The sequence below is a fragment of the Catellatospora methionotrophica genome (assembly GCF_011297335.1).
In the GTDB taxonomy this organism is placed as follows: domain Bacteria; phylum Actinomycetota; class Actinomycetes; order Mycobacteriales; family Micromonosporaceae; genus Catellatospora; species Catellatospora methionotrophica.
This window is the reverse complement of the sequence record NZ_JAAOTJ010000016.1, coordinates 144,448-161,932: the sequence shown is the minus strand read 5'-3', so window position 1 is coordinate 161,932 and position 17,485 is coordinate 144,448. Positions and strand designations below refer to the sequence as shown.

12 protein-coding genes and 1 riboswitch are annotated in these 17,485 nt (G+C 72.1%); of the genes, 6 read left to right on the top strand and 6 right to left on the bottom strand.

What is annotated here, in order from left to right; genetic code table 11:
• The first annotated feature begins 123 nt into the window (after positions 1–123).
• On the top strand, positions 124–1,746 hold the full coding sequence (groL, locus tag HAV40_RS28785; protein WP_166386681.1) for a chaperonin GroEL: 1,623 nt from the start codon (positions 124–126) through the stop codon (positions 1,744–1,746).
• 229 nt (positions 1,747–1,975) lie between these two features.
• On the opposite strand, the gene HAV40_RS28780 is transcribed toward groL, so the two are convergent.
• The 3 genes from HAV40_RS28780 to HAV40_RS38140 are packed head-to-tail and all read right to left on the bottom strand — an operon-like array spanning position 1,976 to position 7,014.
• Positions 1,976–3,397 carry a sugar porter family MFS transporter gene (locus tag HAV40_RS28780; protein ID WP_239086886.1) on the bottom strand — a complete coding sequence of 474 codons (1,422 nt, stop codon included), beginning with the start codon at positions 3,395–3,397 and terminating at the stop codon, positions 1,976–1,978.
• Positions 3,398–3,454: 57 nt separating this feature from the next.
• Positions 3,455–4,357, bottom strand: coding sequence for a GNAT family N-acetyltransferase (locus tag HAV40_RS28775; protein WP_409365001.1), 903 nt, complete (start codon positions 4,355–4,357; stop codon positions 3,455–3,457).
• A gap of 2 nt (positions 4,358–4,359) precedes the next feature.
• Positions 4,360–7,014, bottom strand: a complete 2,655-nt coding sequence (locus tag HAV40_RS38140) for a S8 family serine peptidase (RefSeq protein WP_239086887.1) — start codon at positions 7,012–7,014, stop codon at positions 4,360–4,362.
• Between the two features lie 70 nt (positions 7,015–7,084).
• Here HAV40_RS38140 and HAV40_RS28765 point away from each other — a divergent pair, with 70 nt between their 5' ends.
• The gene (locus HAV40_RS28765; protein ID WP_166386677.1) at positions 7,085–8,824 is read left to right on the top strand and encodes a glycerol-3-phosphate dehydrogenase/oxidase; all 1,740 of its coding nucleotides are present in this window, start codon (positions 7,085–7,087) and stop codon (positions 8,822–8,824) included.
• 129 nt (positions 8,825–8,953) lie between these two features.
• On the opposite strand, the gene HAV40_RS28760 is transcribed toward HAV40_RS28765, so the two are convergent.
• Entirely contained in the window at positions 8,954–10,342 is a 1,389-nt protein-coding gene (locus HAV40_RS28760) for an FAD-binding oxidoreductase (RefSeq protein WP_166386675.1), read from the bottom strand.
• 22 nt (positions 10,343–10,364) lie between these two features.
• On the opposite strand from HAV40_RS28760, the gene HAV40_RS28755 reads away from it, so the two are divergent.
• A complete protein-coding gene (locus HAV40_RS28755; RefSeq protein WP_166386673.1) occupies positions 10,365–10,649 on the top strand; it encodes a DUF4031 domain-containing protein in 285 nt (94 codons plus the stop codon).
• A 52-nt stretch (positions 10,650–10,701) separates the two neighbouring features.
• Here HAV40_RS28755 and HAV40_RS28750 read toward each other — a convergent pair whose 3' ends face one another.
• Positions 10,702–11,334 (bottom strand): HD domain-containing protein, encoded by a 633-nt coding sequence (locus tag HAV40_RS28750; protein ID WP_166386671.1) that lies wholly within the window; start codon positions 11,332–11,334, stop codon positions 10,702–10,704.
• A gap of 58 nt (positions 11,335–11,392) precedes the next feature.
• On the opposite strand from HAV40_RS28750, the gene HAV40_RS28745 reads away from it, so the two are divergent.
• Both HAV40_RS28745 and HAV40_RS28740 read left to right on the top strand, forming a co-directional pair.
• Complete coding sequence (locus HAV40_RS28745; protein ID WP_166386669.1) at positions 11,393–12,550, top strand: FUSC family protein; 1,158 nt, start codon at positions 11,393–11,395, stop codon at positions 12,548–12,550.
• 55 nt (positions 12,551–12,605) lie between these two features.
• Complete coding sequence (locus tag HAV40_RS28740; protein ID WP_166386668.1) at positions 12,606–14,216, top strand: LPXTG cell wall anchor domain-containing protein; 1,611 nt, start codon at positions 12,606–12,608, stop codon at positions 14,214–14,216.
• Between the two features lie 73 nt (positions 14,217–14,289).
• Here the strand turns inward: HAV40_RS28740 and HAV40_RS28735 are convergent, their stop codons facing one another.
• On the bottom strand, positions 14,290–15,564 hold the full coding sequence (locus HAV40_RS28735; protein ID WP_166386667.1) for an aminotransferase class V-fold PLP-dependent enzyme: 1,275 nt from the start codon (positions 15,562–15,564) through the stop codon (positions 14,290–14,292).
• 98 nt (positions 15,565–15,662) lie between these two features.
• Positions 15,663–15,781: riboswitch (SAM riboswitch) on the bottom strand.
• A gap of 222 nt (positions 15,782–16,003) precedes the next feature.
• Here HAV40_RS28735 and HAV40_RS28730 point away from each other — a divergent pair.
• Positions 16,004–17,473, top strand: coding sequence for a PrsW family intramembrane metalloprotease (locus tag HAV40_RS28730; RefSeq protein ID WP_166386743.1), 1,470 nt, complete (start codon positions 16,004–16,006; stop codon positions 17,471–17,473).
• The last annotated feature ends 12 nt before the right edge of the window (positions 17,474–17,485 follow it).

The window sequence follows — 17,485 nt, the reverse complement described above, 5'->3', positions numbered from 1 at the left end:
CTCTCCTTGTGTGAGTGCCAATACGAGACCAGAAGTCGGAGTGGCGGGGCTGCCGCATGGTGGCAGCCGGTCGTCGCGGGCTAGCCCTCCGACCTCGGAATTGTCCAGGAGGACAACGCCGTTATGGCCAAGATTATTGCGTTCGACGAGGAGGCGCGCCGCGGCCTCGAGCGGGGCATGAACATCCTCGCTGACGCCGTAAAGGTGACGCTCGGCCCCAAGGGTCGCAACGTTGTGCTCGAGAAGAAGTGGGGTGCCCCCACCATCACCAACGATGGTGTGAGCATCGCCAAGGAGATCGAGCTCGAGGACCCGTACGAGAAGATCGGCGCTGAGCTGGTCAAGGAGGTCGCCAAGAAGACCGACGACGTCGCCGGCGACGGCACGACGACGGCGACCGTCCTGGCTCAGGCGCTGGTCCGCGAGGGCCTGCGCAACGTTGCCGCCGGTGCGAACCCGATGGCCCTCAAGCGCGGCATCGAGGCCGCCGTCGCGTCCGTGGCGGAGGAGCTCTCGAAGCTCGCCAAGGACGTCGAGACGAAGGAGCAGATCGCCTCCACCGCCTCGATCTCCGCGGCTGACCCGACCGTCGGCGAGATCATCGCCGAGGCGATGGACAAGGTCGGCAAGGAAGGCGTCATCACCGTCGAGGAGAGCAACACCTTCGGGCTGGAGCTGGAGCTCACCGAGGGTATGCGCTTCGACAAGGGCTTCAACTCGGCCTACTTCATCACCGACCCTGAGCGCATGGAGGCCGTCCTGGAGGACGCCTACCTGCTCATCGTCAACGGCAAGATCAGCAACGTCAAGGACATGCTGCCGATCCTCGAGAAGGTCATGCAGAGCGGCAAGCCGCTGCTGATCATCGCCGAGGACGTCGAGGGCGAGGCCCTGGCCACCCTGATCGTCAACAAGATCCGTGGCACGTTCAAGTCCGTCGCCGTCAAGGCCCCGGGCTTCGGCGACCGCCGCAAGGCCATGCTGCAGGACATCGCGATCCTGACCGGTGGCCAGGTCGTGTCCGAGGAAGTCGGCCTCAAGCTCGACAGCACCGGCCTCGACATGCTGGGCCGCGCCCGCAAGGTCGTGGTCACCAAGGACGAGACCACGATCGTCGACGGCTCCGGTGACGCCGACCAGATCAACGGCCGGGTGAACCAGATCCGCGCCGAGATCGAGAAGTCGGACTCCGACTACGACCGCGAGAAGCTGCAGGAGCGCCTGGCCAAGCTGGCCGGCGGTGTCGCGGTCATCAAGGTCGGCGCGGCCACCGAGGTCGAGCTCAAGGAGCGCAAGCACCGCATCGAGGACGCCGTTCGCAACGCGAAGGCGGCCGTCGAAGAGGGCATCGTCGCCGGTGGCGGCGTGGCGCTCGTGCAGGCCGGCAAGTCCGCGTTCGAGAAGCTGGACCTCTCGGGCGACGAGGCCACCGGTGCCAACATCGTGAAGGTCGCGCTCGACGCGCCGCTGCGGCAGATCGCCGTCAACGCGGGCCTCGAGGGTGGCGTCGTGGTGGAGAAGGTGCGCAACCTGGAGCCCGGCTGGGGCCTCAACGCTGCCACCGGCGAGTACGTCGACCTGCTGAAGGCCGGCATCCTCGACCCCGCCAAGGTGACCCGCTCGGCGCTGCAGAACGCTGCCTCGATCGCGGCCCTGTTCCTCACCACCGAGGCCGTCGTGGCCGACAAGCCGGAGAAGGCGGCCCCCGCGGCGGCCGGCCCCGGCGGTGGCGACATGGACTTCTGATCCGACAGGATCAGCACCACCGCACCACCTGAACACGACGAAGGCCCCCGAGCTCCGCTCGGGGGCCTTCCCGTCTCCCCACCCCACCCGCCCCGCGCCGCCCCGCGTCCCGCCGTCTGTCGCAACTCTTAACGACTAGCGGCTTCCGCAGCCCCCAAGAGCCGCGACTCTTTAAGAGTTGCGGCAGGGGGAGGGAGGGTGGGTGGTTGGTCGGGTTCGTGGTGGCGGCCTACATGGCTTCGAGTTCGCGGCCCTTGGTTTCTCGGACGGCGTTCCAGACGAAGATGAAGGCCAGTAGGGCGAAGAGGGCGTACAGGCCGTAGGCGAAGGTCAGGCCGATGTTCGACAGCGCCGGGAACGTGGTGCTGATCAGCCAGTTCGCGATCCACTGGGCCGCGGCGGCGACGGCCAGCGCGGTGGCGCGGATCTTGTTGTTGAACATCTCGCCGAGCAGCACCCAGACCACCGGGCCCCAGCTCATGCCGAAGGCGACCACGTACAGGTTGGCGGCGACCAGGGCGACCTTGCCGATCGCGGGGCTGAGCGTGGTCAGCGTCTCGCCGTTGGCCCCGATGGTCTGCGAGGCGGTGGAGAAGCACCAGGCCATCACGCCGAGCGTGAGCACCATGCCCGCCGCGCCGACCAGCAGCAGCGGCTTGCGGCCGACCTTGTCGACCAGGGCGATCGCGATGAGCGTGGTGACGATGTTGGTGATGCTGGTGATGACCGTGATCAGCAGTGCGTCGGATTCGCTGAAGCCGACCGACGCCCACAGCGCCGACGAGTAGTAGAAGATCACGTTGATGCCGACGAACTGCTGGAACACCGAGAGCAGGATGCCGACCCAGACGATGGGCTGCAGCCCGAACTTGGGGCCCTTCAGGATGCTCAGGTGGACCTTCTCGGTGGTGCCGGCCACCGTGCGCTTGATGTCGGTGATGCGCTTCTCGACGTCGCCACCGATGAGCCGCTTGATCACGTCGCGGGCCTCGGCGAGCCGACCGCGGCGCACCAGGTAGCGCGGGGACTCGGGGATCTGGAGCGCGAGCACCGCGTAGATGATCGCGGGGATCGTCGCGGACGCGAACATCCAGCGCCAGGCCGCGCCGCCCCACGGCATCGCCTCCATCGCGCCGCCGGCCGCGTCGGCCAGCAGGTAGTCGACGAGCAGGGCGACGAAGATGCCGCTGACGATGGCGAGCTGCTGCAGCGAGCCGAGCCGGCCGCGGATGTGGGCGGGCGAGACCTCGGCGATGTACGCCGGTGCGATGACGCTGGCCGCGCCCACGCCGAGGCCGCCGATGACCCGCCAGATCGTCAGGTCGACGGGGCTGAAGGCGAGCGCGGAGCCGATGGAGCTGGCGATGAACAGGCCCGCGGCGATCAGCATCACCTTGACCCGGCCGAGCCGGTCGCCCAGCGGGCCGGCGAACCAGGCGCCGACGGCGCAGCCCAGCAGGGCCGACGACACGACGAAGCCGAGGGCCACCGAGCCCAGATGGAAGGTGTTGCGCAGGGCGTCGACGGTGCCGTTGATGACCGCGGTGTCGTACCCGAAGAGGAAGCCTCCCACGGCCGCCGCGGCGGCGACCAGGATCGCCGCCCCCTTGGTCTCGTGGGGTTCCGCTATGGGGCTGGTCGGGGCTGCCACATGCCCATCGTCCCCGGAAAATCCCGGTTCGGATCTGAAATGCGAAAAAAGCCCGGCTTAGAGTGGTTTGTGGAAGAGGAAGAAGACCCGCTCGATGACCGCCCCGGCCGCTCCGGAGTAGAACGGGACCGGTCCCACCCAGCCGATCTGGGCCCGGGTGATGCCCCGGTCGGCCTGCTCGCGCAGGCACCGTCGCAGCAGGACTCCGCCGATGCCCAGGCCCGACGCGGCGGGCAGGGTGCCCATCGGGCCGAACCAGCTCGGCCGGCAGCCGCCCCAGGCGGCGAACGCGATCGGCTGCCCGTCGCGAATGGCCAGGTGGCAGCCCCCGCTGCCGCCGACGGCCCGTTCCACCTCGGCCACCCAGGCAGGGCCCCACTCGGCTGCGATCAGCGGGCGCAGCTCGGTCAGGTCGTCGGGCGTCGCCGCGCGTACGACCACGTGCGCGGCGGCCAGCCGCTCCTGCGCGGTGCGGGTCTCGCGCAGCGCGGGCGAGCCCTCGGCCAGATTCGCGGTCATGTTCCAGGCCGTACGGTCGTGGGCGTACCCGAGCGCGGTCAGCGCGCACACGGCCGGGGTGTAGCGCACGTCGATGCCGGGCCAGGCGTGCGTGGGCGGGTTGCCCGCGACCCGCACCGCGCTCAGCCCGCGCGCCCGCAGCAGCTGCTCGACCGCTCCGACCAGCTCGCGTGCCAGCCCCTGCCGCCGGAAGGCGGGATCGACGGCCAGCAGGTCGAGATGCCCGACGGTCGGGTCCTTGCGACCCGTCGAGGCCAGCGCGACCCCGACGACGTCGCCGTCGGGCGCGTCGCCGTCGACGGCCACGAAACCCGCCGAGCCTGCCAGCAGCGCCACGATGTCGGCCGACTCGGCGGCGTCCTCGGCCAGCAGCGACCGGTCGAGAAGATCGACCACTGCGGCCCGGTGCTGCGGCTCGTATGGGGTGATCATGGTGCGCAACGTTACCTGGCCGAGGCGACTACCGCCTCGGCCGCGTTGACGATGCCGGAACCCGCCTGGGTAGCCTCCGTGGCGCACGCCGGAGCGGCCGTGGCCAGCAGCGCGGGCTGCGCCGTGTCGCGCAGCAGCTGCTGGGTGCGGCTTAGGTCGCCGACTAGTTCGGGGCGCGCCGACCACAGCAGCGCGATCACCCCGGCCACGTGCGGCGTCGCCATCGAAGTGCCGCTGAGCTCGGCGTACGTGCCACCGGGCATCGCCGACAGCACCGCCTCACCCGGCCCGGCCAGGTCCGGCTTGGGCCCGGCCGGTCCCCGGCTGGAGAACGAGGTGATCCGCCGGGTCTGGTCCACCGCCGCGATGGTGATCGCCGCCGGGTCGGTGGCGGGCGGGGTGTCCAGCGAGCCGCACTGCGGCCCGGTGTTGCCCGCCGCCGCGACGAAGGCGATCCCGGCCGCGGCCAGCGCGGACGTTGCCGGTTGGAGCACGGTGGCGTCGCAGCCCTCCAGCGGCGGGCAGCCCCACGAGTTGTTGAGCACGTGCGGGGCGCGGGCCGGGCGGCCGTCGGTGAACGGGTTGCCGCCGTGCGGGTACGGCGCGAGCATGAACTGCATGCAGTCCAGGTAGAGCGACGGGCTGCTCATATTGCGTTCCAGGTTGACGCAGCCGATCCACTGGGCGTCCGGTGCGACGCCGACGTGTTCCCGGCCCACCGCCGTGGCCGTGGTGTGCGTGCCGTGGCCGTTGTGGTCGATCGGGGTACGGCTGTCCGACCACGGGTCCAGCCAGGAGTCGTCGCCGCCGCGGTAGTTGGCGGCCAGCGCGGGATGCGAGCCGTCGACCCCGGAGTCGGAGGACCCGACGACGATGCCCTTGCCCGTCACGCTGCGCTGCCACAGCTCCGGTGCGCCGACCATCTTGAGGTTCCACTGCGCGGTGGTCGGCGCCTGCCGCACCGGGCCGTGCTCGATCGGGATCTCGGCGGGCAGTGGGCGCAGCCGCTGGTCGGTCAGCACCCGGTCCACATCCGACCGGGACTCCAGCCAGACCCGTGCCTCCGGGCCGCCGTTCACCAGGATCGCGTTCACCAGGTAGTACGGCTGGTAGTCGAGGTTCCAGCGGTCCAGTTCGGTGCGCAGCGCGGCCTGGGTGCGGTCGGCGTGCTCGATCAGCCGCCGGTAGACGGCCTCGACCCGCTGGTCACGGCCCGCGCCGAGCCCGGTCGTGGTCGGCAGCCCGGCGAGCGGGGCCTGCTCCTTCATCACCACGAACAGTTGGTCGCCGAAGAAGCCCGGCTGACCCGTGGACAGGTAGTAGACGCCCGCGCCGAGGGCGACGACGGCGGCCAGCCCGGCCGCGAGCCTCCTGCTGCCGGTACGCGGCACGACATGCCGCCGCTCGGGCACGACCGGGGCGGGCGCACCCGGCCACGGTGCCTGCGTGCCGTGCCACGCGCCGGGCACGGGTGCATGCGCACCCGGCCACGGAGTCTGCGCGGCGGGTTGTGCGCCGGGCCACGTACCTGGCGCAGGGGCGGGTGGCACGGTGGTGGCCTGTCCTGGTTCTTCAGGTTCGGCGACGGTGCGGAGCAGGCCGATGCCGTAGCCGATGCCCAGGGCCAGTGCCACCAGCCAGGCGAACAGGGCCGCGAGCAGGGCGTAGTACGGCACGTCGCGGCCGATCAGCCCGAGGTTCAGCTCGTCGGGGTCGACCATGCCCAGCGGCCCGAACGCGGCGAGCGCCACCATCGTCAGCGTGGTCCAGCCACGGGGCGAGGACGGGGCGAGTGCCGCGACCGCGAAACCCAGCGGCGGCAGTACGAGCAGGGTCAGCACCTGGGCGTTCGTCGCGCCGGTGCCGCCCGCGATCAGCGCGAGCACCACCCCGGCGACCAGGCCGCCCGCGATCACCAGCGTCGGCCGTCCACGGTCGGTGAAGTGCCGCCACAGCCCCGGTCCCAGGATCACCATCGCGAGCGCGCCGGTGCCGAGCGAGGCGAGCACGGCGGCGATGGACTCGGTGAACCCGCCCAGCGCACCCGCCCACAGGTACGGCGTCAGCACCAGCACCCCGGCGAGCACGGCCCAGCCCAGCGCGCCGGGTGCGCCCACCGGGCGGTCGGCCGGCACGGCCTCGGGACGGCCGGCCGCGACCGGGGCGCTGTCCGGATCGGCGACCGCGGGCGCGATCACGTTTCCGTCGGCGTCACGCGTGGCGGCGGCCGAGGGGAGCTGCTGCGCGGTCGCGGGCGCGGCGGTGGCCGGGGCGAGCCCGGCGGTGGCGCGGCGGTAGAGCAGGAAGGCGGCAAGTCCGGCCAGCACCGCGTACGACAGCAGGTAGAGCTCGTTGGCGGTGGCCGGGATCAGGCGCAGCGCGCAGCCCACGCCGAGCACCGCCGCGCCCTTGACGAAGGCGCGGCCGACCGCGCGTACCGGCGGATGTTTGGGCAGCAGGGCCAGGATCAGCGCGGGCCCGCCGACCAGCAGGCCGACTATGATGCCCGCCAGCGGCCACAGGAAGCCGGGCAGTTCCATGCCGAGCTGGCCGAGCACCTGGCCGGTGAGCACGATGCCGTACTGGGAGAGCACGGCGACGGCGACCGCCCACACTCCGACCAGGACGGCGGCGACGATCGCGCCGACCGGGGACCGTGGGGGCACGGTCGGAACATGAGCGGGAACACCCTGACGGTCACCGTGTGGGAGCACAGCCGCACGGTACCTTGGTGGGATGCGTGACCGCAGCGTGTCCCGCTTCGCCGCGGGTGCCCTCTCGCCGGAACGCCGCGCCGCTGACCTGCGCAGGCTTCGCGACGAAGAGTTCGATGTCCTGGTCGTCGGGGGTGGGGTGACCGGCGTCGGCGCGGCGCTGGACGCCGCGTCCCGCGGCCTGCGCGTGGCCCTGATCGAGGCGAGCGACCTCGCCGCGGGCACCTCCTCGCGCTCGTCCAAGCTGATCCACGGCGGCCTGCGCTACCTGGAGCAGCTGGAGTTCCCGCTGGTGCACGAGGCGCTGCGGGAACGCGGCCTGCTCGCCACCCGGCTCGCCCCGCACCTGGTGCGGCCGGTGCCGTTCCTGGTGCCGCTGCCCGCCGAGACGCCTGGCGTCGCCGGGGTCGCCAAGCGGGCCTGGCACCGCGTCTACTACGGCGCGGGCGTGGCGCTGTACGACGTCTTCGCGGGACTGGTCGGCGGCGGGCGCGGCATGCCGCTGCACAAGCACCTCACCCAGCACGGCGCGCGCCGGCTGTTCCCGTCGCTGCGCGAGCAGGGCCTGGCCGGGGCGATCCGGTACTACGACGGGCAGGTCGACGACGCCCGGTTCGTGGTGACGGTGGCCCGCACCGCAGCCAGCCTCGGCGCAGCCGTGGTCACCGGGGTCCGGGCCGTCGGCCTGCTGCGGCAGGCCCGGCAGGTGACGGGCGTACGGGTCAGCGACGGCGTCGACGAGTTCGACGTACGCGCGAAGACCGTCGTCGCGGCGACCGGGGTGTGGAGCGACGACGTGTCGTCGTGGCTGCCCGACGCGCGGGTCGGCTTCCGGGTGCGCGCCTCCAAGGGCGTGCACCTGGTGGTGCCCCGTTCGGCGATCACCGGCGAGGTCGGGCTGATCCTGCGTACCGCGACCAGCGTGCTGTTCGTCATCCCGTGGGGCGGGCACTGGATCATCGGCACCACCGACACCGACTGGGAGCTGGACCGCGCCCATCCGGCGGCCACCGCCAAGGACATCGACTACCTGCTGTCGCACGTCAACGAGGTGCTCGACCGGCCATTGCGCCGCGAGGACATCGAGGGCGTGTACGCCGGGCTGCGCCCGCTGCTGCGCGGGGAGTCGGACTCGACGTCGGCGCTGTCGCGCGAGCACGCCGTCGTCGAGCCGCTGCTCGGGCTGCTGCTCGTCGCGGGCGGCAAGTTCACCACGTACCGGGTGATGGCCCAGGACGTGATCGACAAGGCGGTCCGGCGGCTCGGGGACGTGCGGCACAGCGGCACGGCCGACCTGCCGCTGCTCGGCGCGGACGGCTACGAGGCGATGTGGCGCGACCGCGCCGACCTGGCCCGCCGTCACGAGCTGAGCGTCGGCGCGGTGGAGCACCTGCTGGAGCGCTACGGCTCGCTGACCACCGAGCTGCTTGCGCTGATCGACGAGGACCGCACGCTGGCCGAACCGCTGCCCGGCGCGCCGGAGCACCTGTCGGCCGAGGTCGTCTACGCGGCCCGCCACGAGGGTGCGCGGCACGTGGTCGACGTGCTGTCCCGGCGTACCAGGATCTCCATCGAGACCGCCCACCGCGGCGTCCAGACGGCGCGCCGCACCGCTGAACTCATGGCCCCGGTCCTCGGCTGGTCCCCCACGACCACCGAGTCCGAGATAACCGCCTACCTGGCCCGCGTAGACGCCGAGCGCGAATCCCAGCGCATGCCCGACGACGCCGCCGCCAACACCACCCGCCTCACCGCCGTCTGACCCTTCTCGAAGGAAGGGCACCTTCTTAACGCTGGACCGGCCTTGATCGCTGTTTCAGGTCGAAACCTGTGGTCGGACCGCAGGTTTTGACCCGAAACAGCGATCATCGATCGAGCGCGGCCGCGCCCCTCAGCGGAGGACCTTGCCGGGGTTGAGGAGGTTGGTGGGGTCGAGGGCGGACTTGACGGCGCGTTGGATGTCGACGCCCACCTCGCCGAGTTCGGTGGCGAGCCAGTCGCGTTTGAGCAGGCCGACGCCGTGTTCGCCGGTGCAGGTGCCGCCCAGCGCCAGGCCGCGCTCCATGATCTCGTCGAAGACGCGCTGGCCCGCCGCGACGCTGACCGGGTCGGCGCGGTCGACCACGATGTTCGGGTGCAGGTTGCCGTCGCCCGCGTGGCCGACGACGCCGACCGGCACGTCGTGCTTGGCGGCGATCTCGACGATGTCGTCGAGCAGCTCCGCGAGCCGGGTACGCGGCACCGCGATGTCGTCGATGATCAGCCCACCGTGCTCGTACAGCGACAGCGCCAGGTGCTCCATCGCCGGGTGCGCCAGGCGGCGGGCCTGCAGCAGCTCGGCGGCCTCGGTCGCGTCGGTGGCCTGCCAGACCTCGCCGGCGCCCGCCTGCCGGGCCAGCTCGGCGATCACCTCCAGGTCGGCGGCGGCCCGTGACCCGGTGTCCACCGCCGCCAGCAGCAGCGCGGCCGCGGTGGTGTCCAGCCCCATCGGCCGGTACGCCTCCAGCGCCTCCAGGTGCACCCGGTCCAGCAGTTCCAGCAGGCTCGGGGACAGCCCGGCCGCGAAGATCCGGTTCACCGCGTCGCCCGCCGCGGCCGTGGTCGGGAACACCGCGACCATGGTCAGCGACTCCTCGGCTGCCGGCCGCAGCGCCACGGTGATCTCGGTGATGATGCCGAGGGTGCCCTCCGAGCCGACGAAGAGCCTGGTCAGGTCGTATCCGGCGACGCCCTTCGGGGTGCGGCGGCCCGTGCGCAGCACCCGCCCGTCGGCGAGCACCACCTCCAGGCCGAGCACGTACTCGGTGGTCACGCCGTACTTCACGCAGCACATGCCGCCCGCGTTCGTGGCGACGTTGCCGCCGATCGTGCTCGACTCCCACGATCCGGGGTCCGGCGGGTAGCGCAGCCCCTCGGCGAGGGCGCCGCGGGCCAGCACCGCGTTGACCACTCCCGGTTGGACGGTGGCGACCCGGTTCGCGGTGTCGAGGTCGACGATGCGGTCCATGGCCAGCATCGACACGACCAGGCAGCCGTCGACCGCGTTCGCGCCGCCCGCCAGGCCGGTCCGCGCGCCCTGCGGCACCACCGGCACGCCGTGCCGCGCGGCGATCGTCACCGCGGCGGCGACGTGCGCGGTCTCCTCCGGGCGTACGACGGCCAGCGGCATACCCGCCTCGCAGAGGTCCGCCTCGTCACGCCGGTACGAGATCAGCAGGTCGTGATCGGTGATCACGCGTTCGGGGCCGAGCGCGGCCGTCAGCTCGTCGAGGAAGGTCACCTTCGCACGCTAGCGTGGACCCGTGATCCATGTCGACAGCCCGGTCTGGCCCGCGCACGGCCGGCTGTGGGCACATCTGGTCAGCGACGTGTCCCTGGCGGAGCTGCACGTGTTCGCCGAGCTGCTCGGCGCACCCCGCCGCGGCTTCGACCGCGACCACTACGACATCCCCTCCGACCGGGTCCCGGTCGCCCTCTGGCTGGGCGCCCGCTACGCCACCTCCCGCGACATCGCCCGCATGCTCCGCGCCGCCGGCCTCCGCATCCCCAAGCACCTCGCCCGCGCTGCCGCCGCTTCGCCACGTTGATCATGAACTTGAGGCAGTGCTCGGCGGCGTGTCGCCGTCCTTAACCTCATGATCAATCCGGTGGGGCGGGGGTGAGGGAGGCGAGCTCGCGGTGCAGGTTGGCGCGGGCGGTGGACTCCAGCTCCGGAGTGCGATGGTAGAGGCCCGGCAACCCCAGCAGGGACCGCAGGACCGTGGCCCGCCCGACCCGCCACAGCTCGTCGGGCACGTGGGCGTACTCGGCGCGGACGGCGGCCACGTAGCGGACGTAATCCGGCCACGGGGCGGCCAGGATGGCCAGGTCGGCATCGGCGAGCAGGGCGCCGTTGCGGTCGCCCGGGGCCACGGCGTGCCCGGCGGTGAGGCGTACCAGGCGGAGGACTTCCTCGATCACCGGAGCCGGAACCTGGCATTCGGCCAGCAGCTCGCCGGTGAGCACGGCACTGCGCTCCTCGTTGTCGGCGGCCGTCGGGTCGTACACCGCATCGTGGCCCCACACGGCCAGCGCGACCACCGGCTCGTCGCCGACCAGGTCCAGGCAGGCGGCCAGGTGCTCGCCGGTGTGGTAGAAGCGCTGCGGCTCGGACCAGCGGCTGATCAGCTCGGTGCCGACCTCGGCCAGCACGCTGTCCGGGGCGGTGGCACCGGCGGCGCGGGCGGCGGCGGCGAACCGGTCGGCGGTGAGCGGGATCGTCTCGGCGGCCATGGCGCAATCTTGGCGCATCCGTCCGGCTCGCGGTGCGAGGTGCGCCACAGTAAAGGTCATGGACGCCGCCGAGCTGGGCCGACGCACGCGGGTGACGCTGCGCGACCGGGTCCGGCGGGTGCGCGGCAGCCTGATCCTCTCCGTCCAGGCCGCGGTCGCCGCCGGGCTGGCCTGGTACGTGGCGCACCAGCTGCTGGGCCACTACCAGCCGTTCTTCGCGCCGATCGCGGCCGTGGTCACCCTCGCCATCTCGGTGGGGCAGCGGATGCGGCGCGCGGCCGAGATCGTGGCCGGCAACGCGGTCGGCATCCTGCTCGGCGAGCTGCTCATCCTCGTGATCGGCCGGGGCGCCTGGCAGGTGTCGCTGGTGGTGCTGCTGGCGATCAACCTGGCCATCTTCATCGGCGGCTCGGCGTCGCTGGTGAGCCAGGCCGCCTCGTCGGGCATCCTGGTCGCCACCCTGCTGCCGATCACCAGCGACTACTACCTGAGCCGTTTCGTCGACGCTGTCGTCGGCGGCGGCATCGCGCTGCTGGTGATGGCGCTGCTGCTGCCGCTCAATCCGCTGACCGAGGTGAAGCGGGCGGTCGGGCCGCTGATGGAGGCGCTGTCCGACGGGCTCAACGAGGCGGCCGAGGCGCTGGCGCACGGTGACGCGGCGACCGCCCAGGAGGCGCTGGACCGGATGCGGGAGGCCGAGTCGCACCTGCGGGCGTTCGGCGAGTCGCTGAAGGCGAGCAAGGAGCTGGCGACCATCGCCCCGCTGCACTGGGGCAAGCACGGGCTGCTGTCGACGTACATCGAGGCGGCCGACCACCTGGCGCGCTCGCTGCGCAACAGCCGGGTGCTGGTACGCCGCATCGTGTCCATGATCCGTGACGCCGAACCGGTGCCCGCACCGCTCGTCGAAGCCGTGCACGCGCTGGCGCAGTCGGTGTCCTCGCTGCGCCGCGAACTGGCCGACGCGGTCGATCCCGAACAGGCCGAACAGGCCGCGGTGCGCGCCGTACGCCAGGCGCGGGAGGCGCACCAGGCCGGGCTGGGATTCTCGGGTGAGGTGGTGTTCGCGCAGGTCCGCTCGACCGCGACGGATCTGTTGCGCGCCTGCGGTATGCCCCGGGAGGAAGCGGAACGGCAGGTGCGCCGGGCGGTCGGCCGTATCGACCGGCCGGATTCCGGCCGTTCGGCTGGTGGAAGCTCGGAGAAAGCTGGGTAACGTCCCCTCCGCTTGATCATCAAGCTTCACCCACCATCCCACGGGGGCACAACAAATGAAGATCCGCACCGCCCTGGCGGCGGGCGCCTCGATGCTGCTCGCCGGTGGCCTGTCCGCCGCGCTGGGCGTTCCCGCGTACGCGGCTGACGGCATCGATGTGGCTGCCAAGGTCACGGGCAGCATGATGTCCGTCGAGGCTGAAGGCAAGTGGTTCCGTGTCGACTTCTCCAACGTCGGCAGCACCGCGTCGGGCGACACCACCGTTCGGTACGACTTCTCCGGGCTCGACAGCAGCCGCGTGGTCGCGGACACCAGCATCTACGACGGTGCCTGCGACATCTCCGGCAAGATCGTGACGTGTCACTGGGTGGGCTTCCTGCCCGGCGAGTCGACCTTCGACTTCGTCTACCTGAAGAACGTGGGCAAGGAGACCGGCTCCGCCGGATCGTTCTCGGTGTCGTTCACGACGCCGGGCGACACCGACCACAGCAACGACACCACCACCGCGGCAGTGGAGCAGGTGATTGGTGGCTGGGTCGACCTGGTGTCGATGGCCAGCGACCTCGTCGGTGGTTACAGCAACGGCAAGGTCGTCCCGCTCAAGCCCGGTGAGCAGGCACCGCTCGGCTGGGCGGTCAGCAACGAGGGTGACGCCACCGTGCAGGGCATCAAGTTCACCATCACGCTGCCCGCGTACGCCAGCTTCGATTCGGTCTACGACATCTGCGAGATCAACATCGCCGAGACCGAGTACGCCGTCTGCACCGACCCCGATGTGGTGCTCGCGCCCGGCGAGGCCTACCTGCCGGAGCAGCCGGTTCTGGTCAGCGCCAGCGGCATGTTCTATGACGGACCCGCGGCGCTGCCCGGTGGCCTGGTCAGCGTGAATGCGCTGAAGCAGGTGAGCGAGGTGCCGACCGGTAAGCAGGCCGAGCCTGCCGACGGCTTCAAGGTTGCCGAGGACCTGACCGAGGCGCAGATCGAAGCCCGGATCGCGGACCTGATCGAGGATCTGGTTCCGAACGCCGAGCAGGCCGCCGAAGCCGACCCCGGCGACAACGACGCCGCGTTCGCCATGCACGTGGGCGCGCCGCCGACGGTCGACCAGGCCATCACGGTGTCTCAGGGCATCGGCCGGGTCGGTGACACCGTCAAGATCTTCGTCAAGGTCACCAATGTCGGCAAGGCGAGTTCCGGCCCGCAGTTCTACATCAAGACCCCGGCCGGCACCTCTTTCGTGGCTCCGGCCGTGAAGCCGGGCGTCGGCAACTGCATCGACCGCAGCGGCGAGGGCCCGGCCTGGGAATACACCGGTGAGACCCAGCTGGCCTGCGGGTTCGAGTCGGAGCTGCAGCCGGGCCGCACGCTGACCCGCGAGCTGCTGGTGCACATCGACTCCGCGCCGATCGGCAACGACGGGCTGGCCGAGGTCATCACCCTGGTCGGCAAGGACGGCAACCCGAAGAACGACACCGCGAAGGTGATCATCAAGATCGGCACCCCGCCGGCCGGTGGCAACAACGGCGGCAACGGTGGCGGCCTGCCGGTCACCGGTGACAACACCGCACTGATCGCCGGTATCGGCGGCGGTGTCGTGGCGCTGGGCGCGGTGCTGTTCCTGGTGGCCCGCCGCCGCAAGGTGAGCACGGAGGAGATCGCCGCCTGATCCGTCAGGTAGCGGCATGCGGCCGGTGACCCGCCACGGGTCACCGGCCGATCCTTTTCCGCGCGTCGGCGGCTCAGACGATGGTGCGCAGCGCGCCGAGGAAGGCGTCGACGTCGGCGTCGGTGGTGCCGATGCCGATGCTGGCCCGCAGCGCGGTGGCGGGCACGCCGTCCCAGCCCGCCCGCACCGAGGCCTCGCCGAGCAGGCGGCGGGCCAGCGGGTGGGCGCAGAACAGGCCGTCGCGCACCCCGATCTGGTGCTCGCGGCCCAGCCGCTGGGCGATCTCGGCCGAGTCGCGGCCCCGCACCGCGAACGACACCACGCCGATCCGGGCCGCGTCCGCGCCGAAGGTGCGGAGCTCGGCGACGTCGGGCAGCGCGGCCAGTCCTTCGCGCAGCTTGGCCAGCAGGCGCTGCTCCTCGGCGTGCAGCGCGTACCGGTCGGCGGCCTCCAGGGTGGTGCACACCGCGGCCAGCGCGACCGCGCCGAGCAGGTTGGGCGTGCCCGCCTCGTGCCGGGCCGGGCCGGTGGTCCACCGCACGTCGTGGGTGGCGTCGCCGACGCCGCTGGTCGCCCCGCCGCCCGCCAGGTACGGCGCGGCGGCGTCGAGCCAGTCGCCCCGGCCGACGAGCACGCCCGCGCCGAACGGAGCGTAGAGCTTGTGCCCGGACAGCGCCACGTAGTCGACGTCCAGCGTGGACACGTCGACCGGCACGTGCGGGGCGAGCTGCGCGGCGTCGAGCACGATCCGGGCCCCGAACCGGTGCGCGATCAGGGCCAGCTGCGCGACCGGCCACAGCTCGCCGGTGACGTTGCTGGCGCCGGTGACGGCGACCAGGATCTGCCCTTCGGCGTTGCCCCGGCGGACCTCGGCCAGCGCCGCGGCGAGGTAGCGCACGGCGGCCTCGGGGGAGCCGGGCACCGGCAGGCGCACCGCGTTGGGCCAGGGGAGCAGGTTGGCGTGGTGCTCACCGGCGTACGTGATCACCGTCGTGCCCGTGGGCAGGGCGTGGGCCAGCAGGTTGAGCGCGTCGGTGGTGTTGCGGGTGAAGATCACGTGGTCGTCGGCGCGCCCGCCGACGAAGTCGCCGACCGTCTGCCGGGCGCGCTCGTACTCCAGCGTGCAGCGCTGCGACAACGCGCCCGCGCCCCGGTGTACGGAGCCGTACCAGGGGAGCAGGGCGGTGACCGCGTCAGCGGCGGCCTTCAGGCAGGGCGCGGTGGCGGCGTAGTCGAGGTTGATCTGGCCGGGCACGCCGAGCACCGTCAGCTCGGGCTCGGCCACGCGTACGGGCGCGAGGTCTGCGGCCTCGACCGGGCTGCAGGGTCGTTGGGCGATCGCGGTCATGGGGCACCTCCGGGGTCAGGGACCCCTGAGCCGCTGGTGGGCACGCCAGAGCGGCCGCGGTTCAGGCGGTCGCCGGACGAGCCACTAGCGGAGGCAGTGGTCCGCGCTTGCCCAGCACGTCAACGGGCTGGGCCCGGTCATCACCCGGGGCACCCCACCGCGAACTACAGAGGGTTGCCGGTCAGCAAGCCGGGGCTTTGCTCCATCTTTCGACACCTTCGACCGCTTGCGCAGGCGAATGTGAGAGCGGCTGACACTCGTGACCTTTCGCCGAGCATAGCGGAGGTAGGCTGCGGCCATGTCCGACCTCCCGACTCCTGGGACCGCACCCGGCACGGGCGACGGCGGCCCGCCTCCCGCACCGTGGCCGCCGCCCCCCGGGTGGCAGCCGACCGCACCGGCCCAGCCGTGGCAGCCCCCGGACTCCTCCGGCCCCGCCATGTCGCTGTCCAAGCCGGACGTGCCCGCACCCGTGGCGCCTGCGGCGGTGGCACCGGTCGCCTCCGAACCCGCCGCTGTCGGCACGGCCGGACTCGGCCTGCCGCCGGGGCTGCCGGAGCCGACACTGCCGGTCAAGCGCCCCCGGCGCTGGCTGCCGCTGCTGCTGGCGATCGTCGTGGTGGGCGGCTCCGCGCTGGGCATGCTCGGCTACCTCGGCTGGAAGATCGGGCCGCTGGCGTTCGGAGTCGGCCTGTCAGCGGCGCTGCTGCCGGTGCCGGTGCTGGTCGCCGCGTTCCTGTGGCTCGACCGGTACGAGCCGGAGCCGCCGAAACTGCTCGTGATCAGCTTCCTGTGGGGCGCGTTCCCGGCCACGCTGCTGGCGCTGGGCGTCAACTCGTTCTTCTCCGGCTGGCTGAACGTGGTGACGCTGCCGGACACGGTGGTCGCCACGGTCGTCGCGCCGTTCATCGAGGAGCTGGGCAAGGCGGCGTTCCCGCTGTGGATCCTGTGGCGCCGCCGCCGCGAGCTGTCCGGCATCACCGACGGCATCGTCTACTGCGGCCTGTCCGGGGTCGGCTTCGCGATGGTCGAGAACATCCTCTACCTGGGCGGGCACGGCTTCTACACGGGCAACGAGCAGTGGGGTCCGTACTCGGGGGCGCAGCTGGTCTTCGGCATGTTCCTGGGCCGCATCCTGATCTCCGGGTTCGCCCACCCGCTGTTCACCTCGATGACCGGCATCGGCATCGGCATCGCCGCGCGTTCGGCGAGCAGCTGGGTGCGCTGGTGCGCGCCGATCGGCGGGCTGCTGCTGGCGATGATCCTGCACGGCTCGTGGAACCTGATGGCGACGCTGTCCGCCGAGATCAGCCCCTACTTCTTCCTGTACGGATACATCGCGGTCATGGTGCCGGTGTTCCTGTCGATGATCGGCGTGGCGCTGTGGGTGCGGGCCCGTGAGGGGCGGCTGGCGCTGCAGGTGCTGCCCGCGTACGCGATGGCGGGCTGGCTGACGCCGCCGGAGGTGGCGGCCATGGGCACGCTGTCGCGCAGGAACGCGGCCCGGGTGTGGGCGAAGCGGGTCGCCGGGGATCCGGGCCGCAAGGCGATGAAGCAGTTCCAGTTCGCCGCGACCCGGCTGGCGCTGGTGCGCGACGGCATGAACCGCGGCCTCGACGTGAGCGCCGCCGACCGGGACCGCAGTGCCACCGAGGAGCGCGACCTGCTGCAGGTGCTGAGCACCGCGCGGGCGGCGTTCGTGGGGCGCGATCCGCAGGTGCCGCCTGCCTTCTTCGACGGCACGGCCTACCGGATGACGTTCCCGGACGGGGTGGCCCGCACGGTGCCGATGCCCGCCGAACCGGTGGTGCCGGTGCCCGTGCTGCTGCCCCCGCCCGCCCCGGCGTACCCGACGTATCCGGGCTACCCGTACCCGCCGCAGCCGCACTACCCGCCCCAGGCGGCCTGACACCGCCGTCAC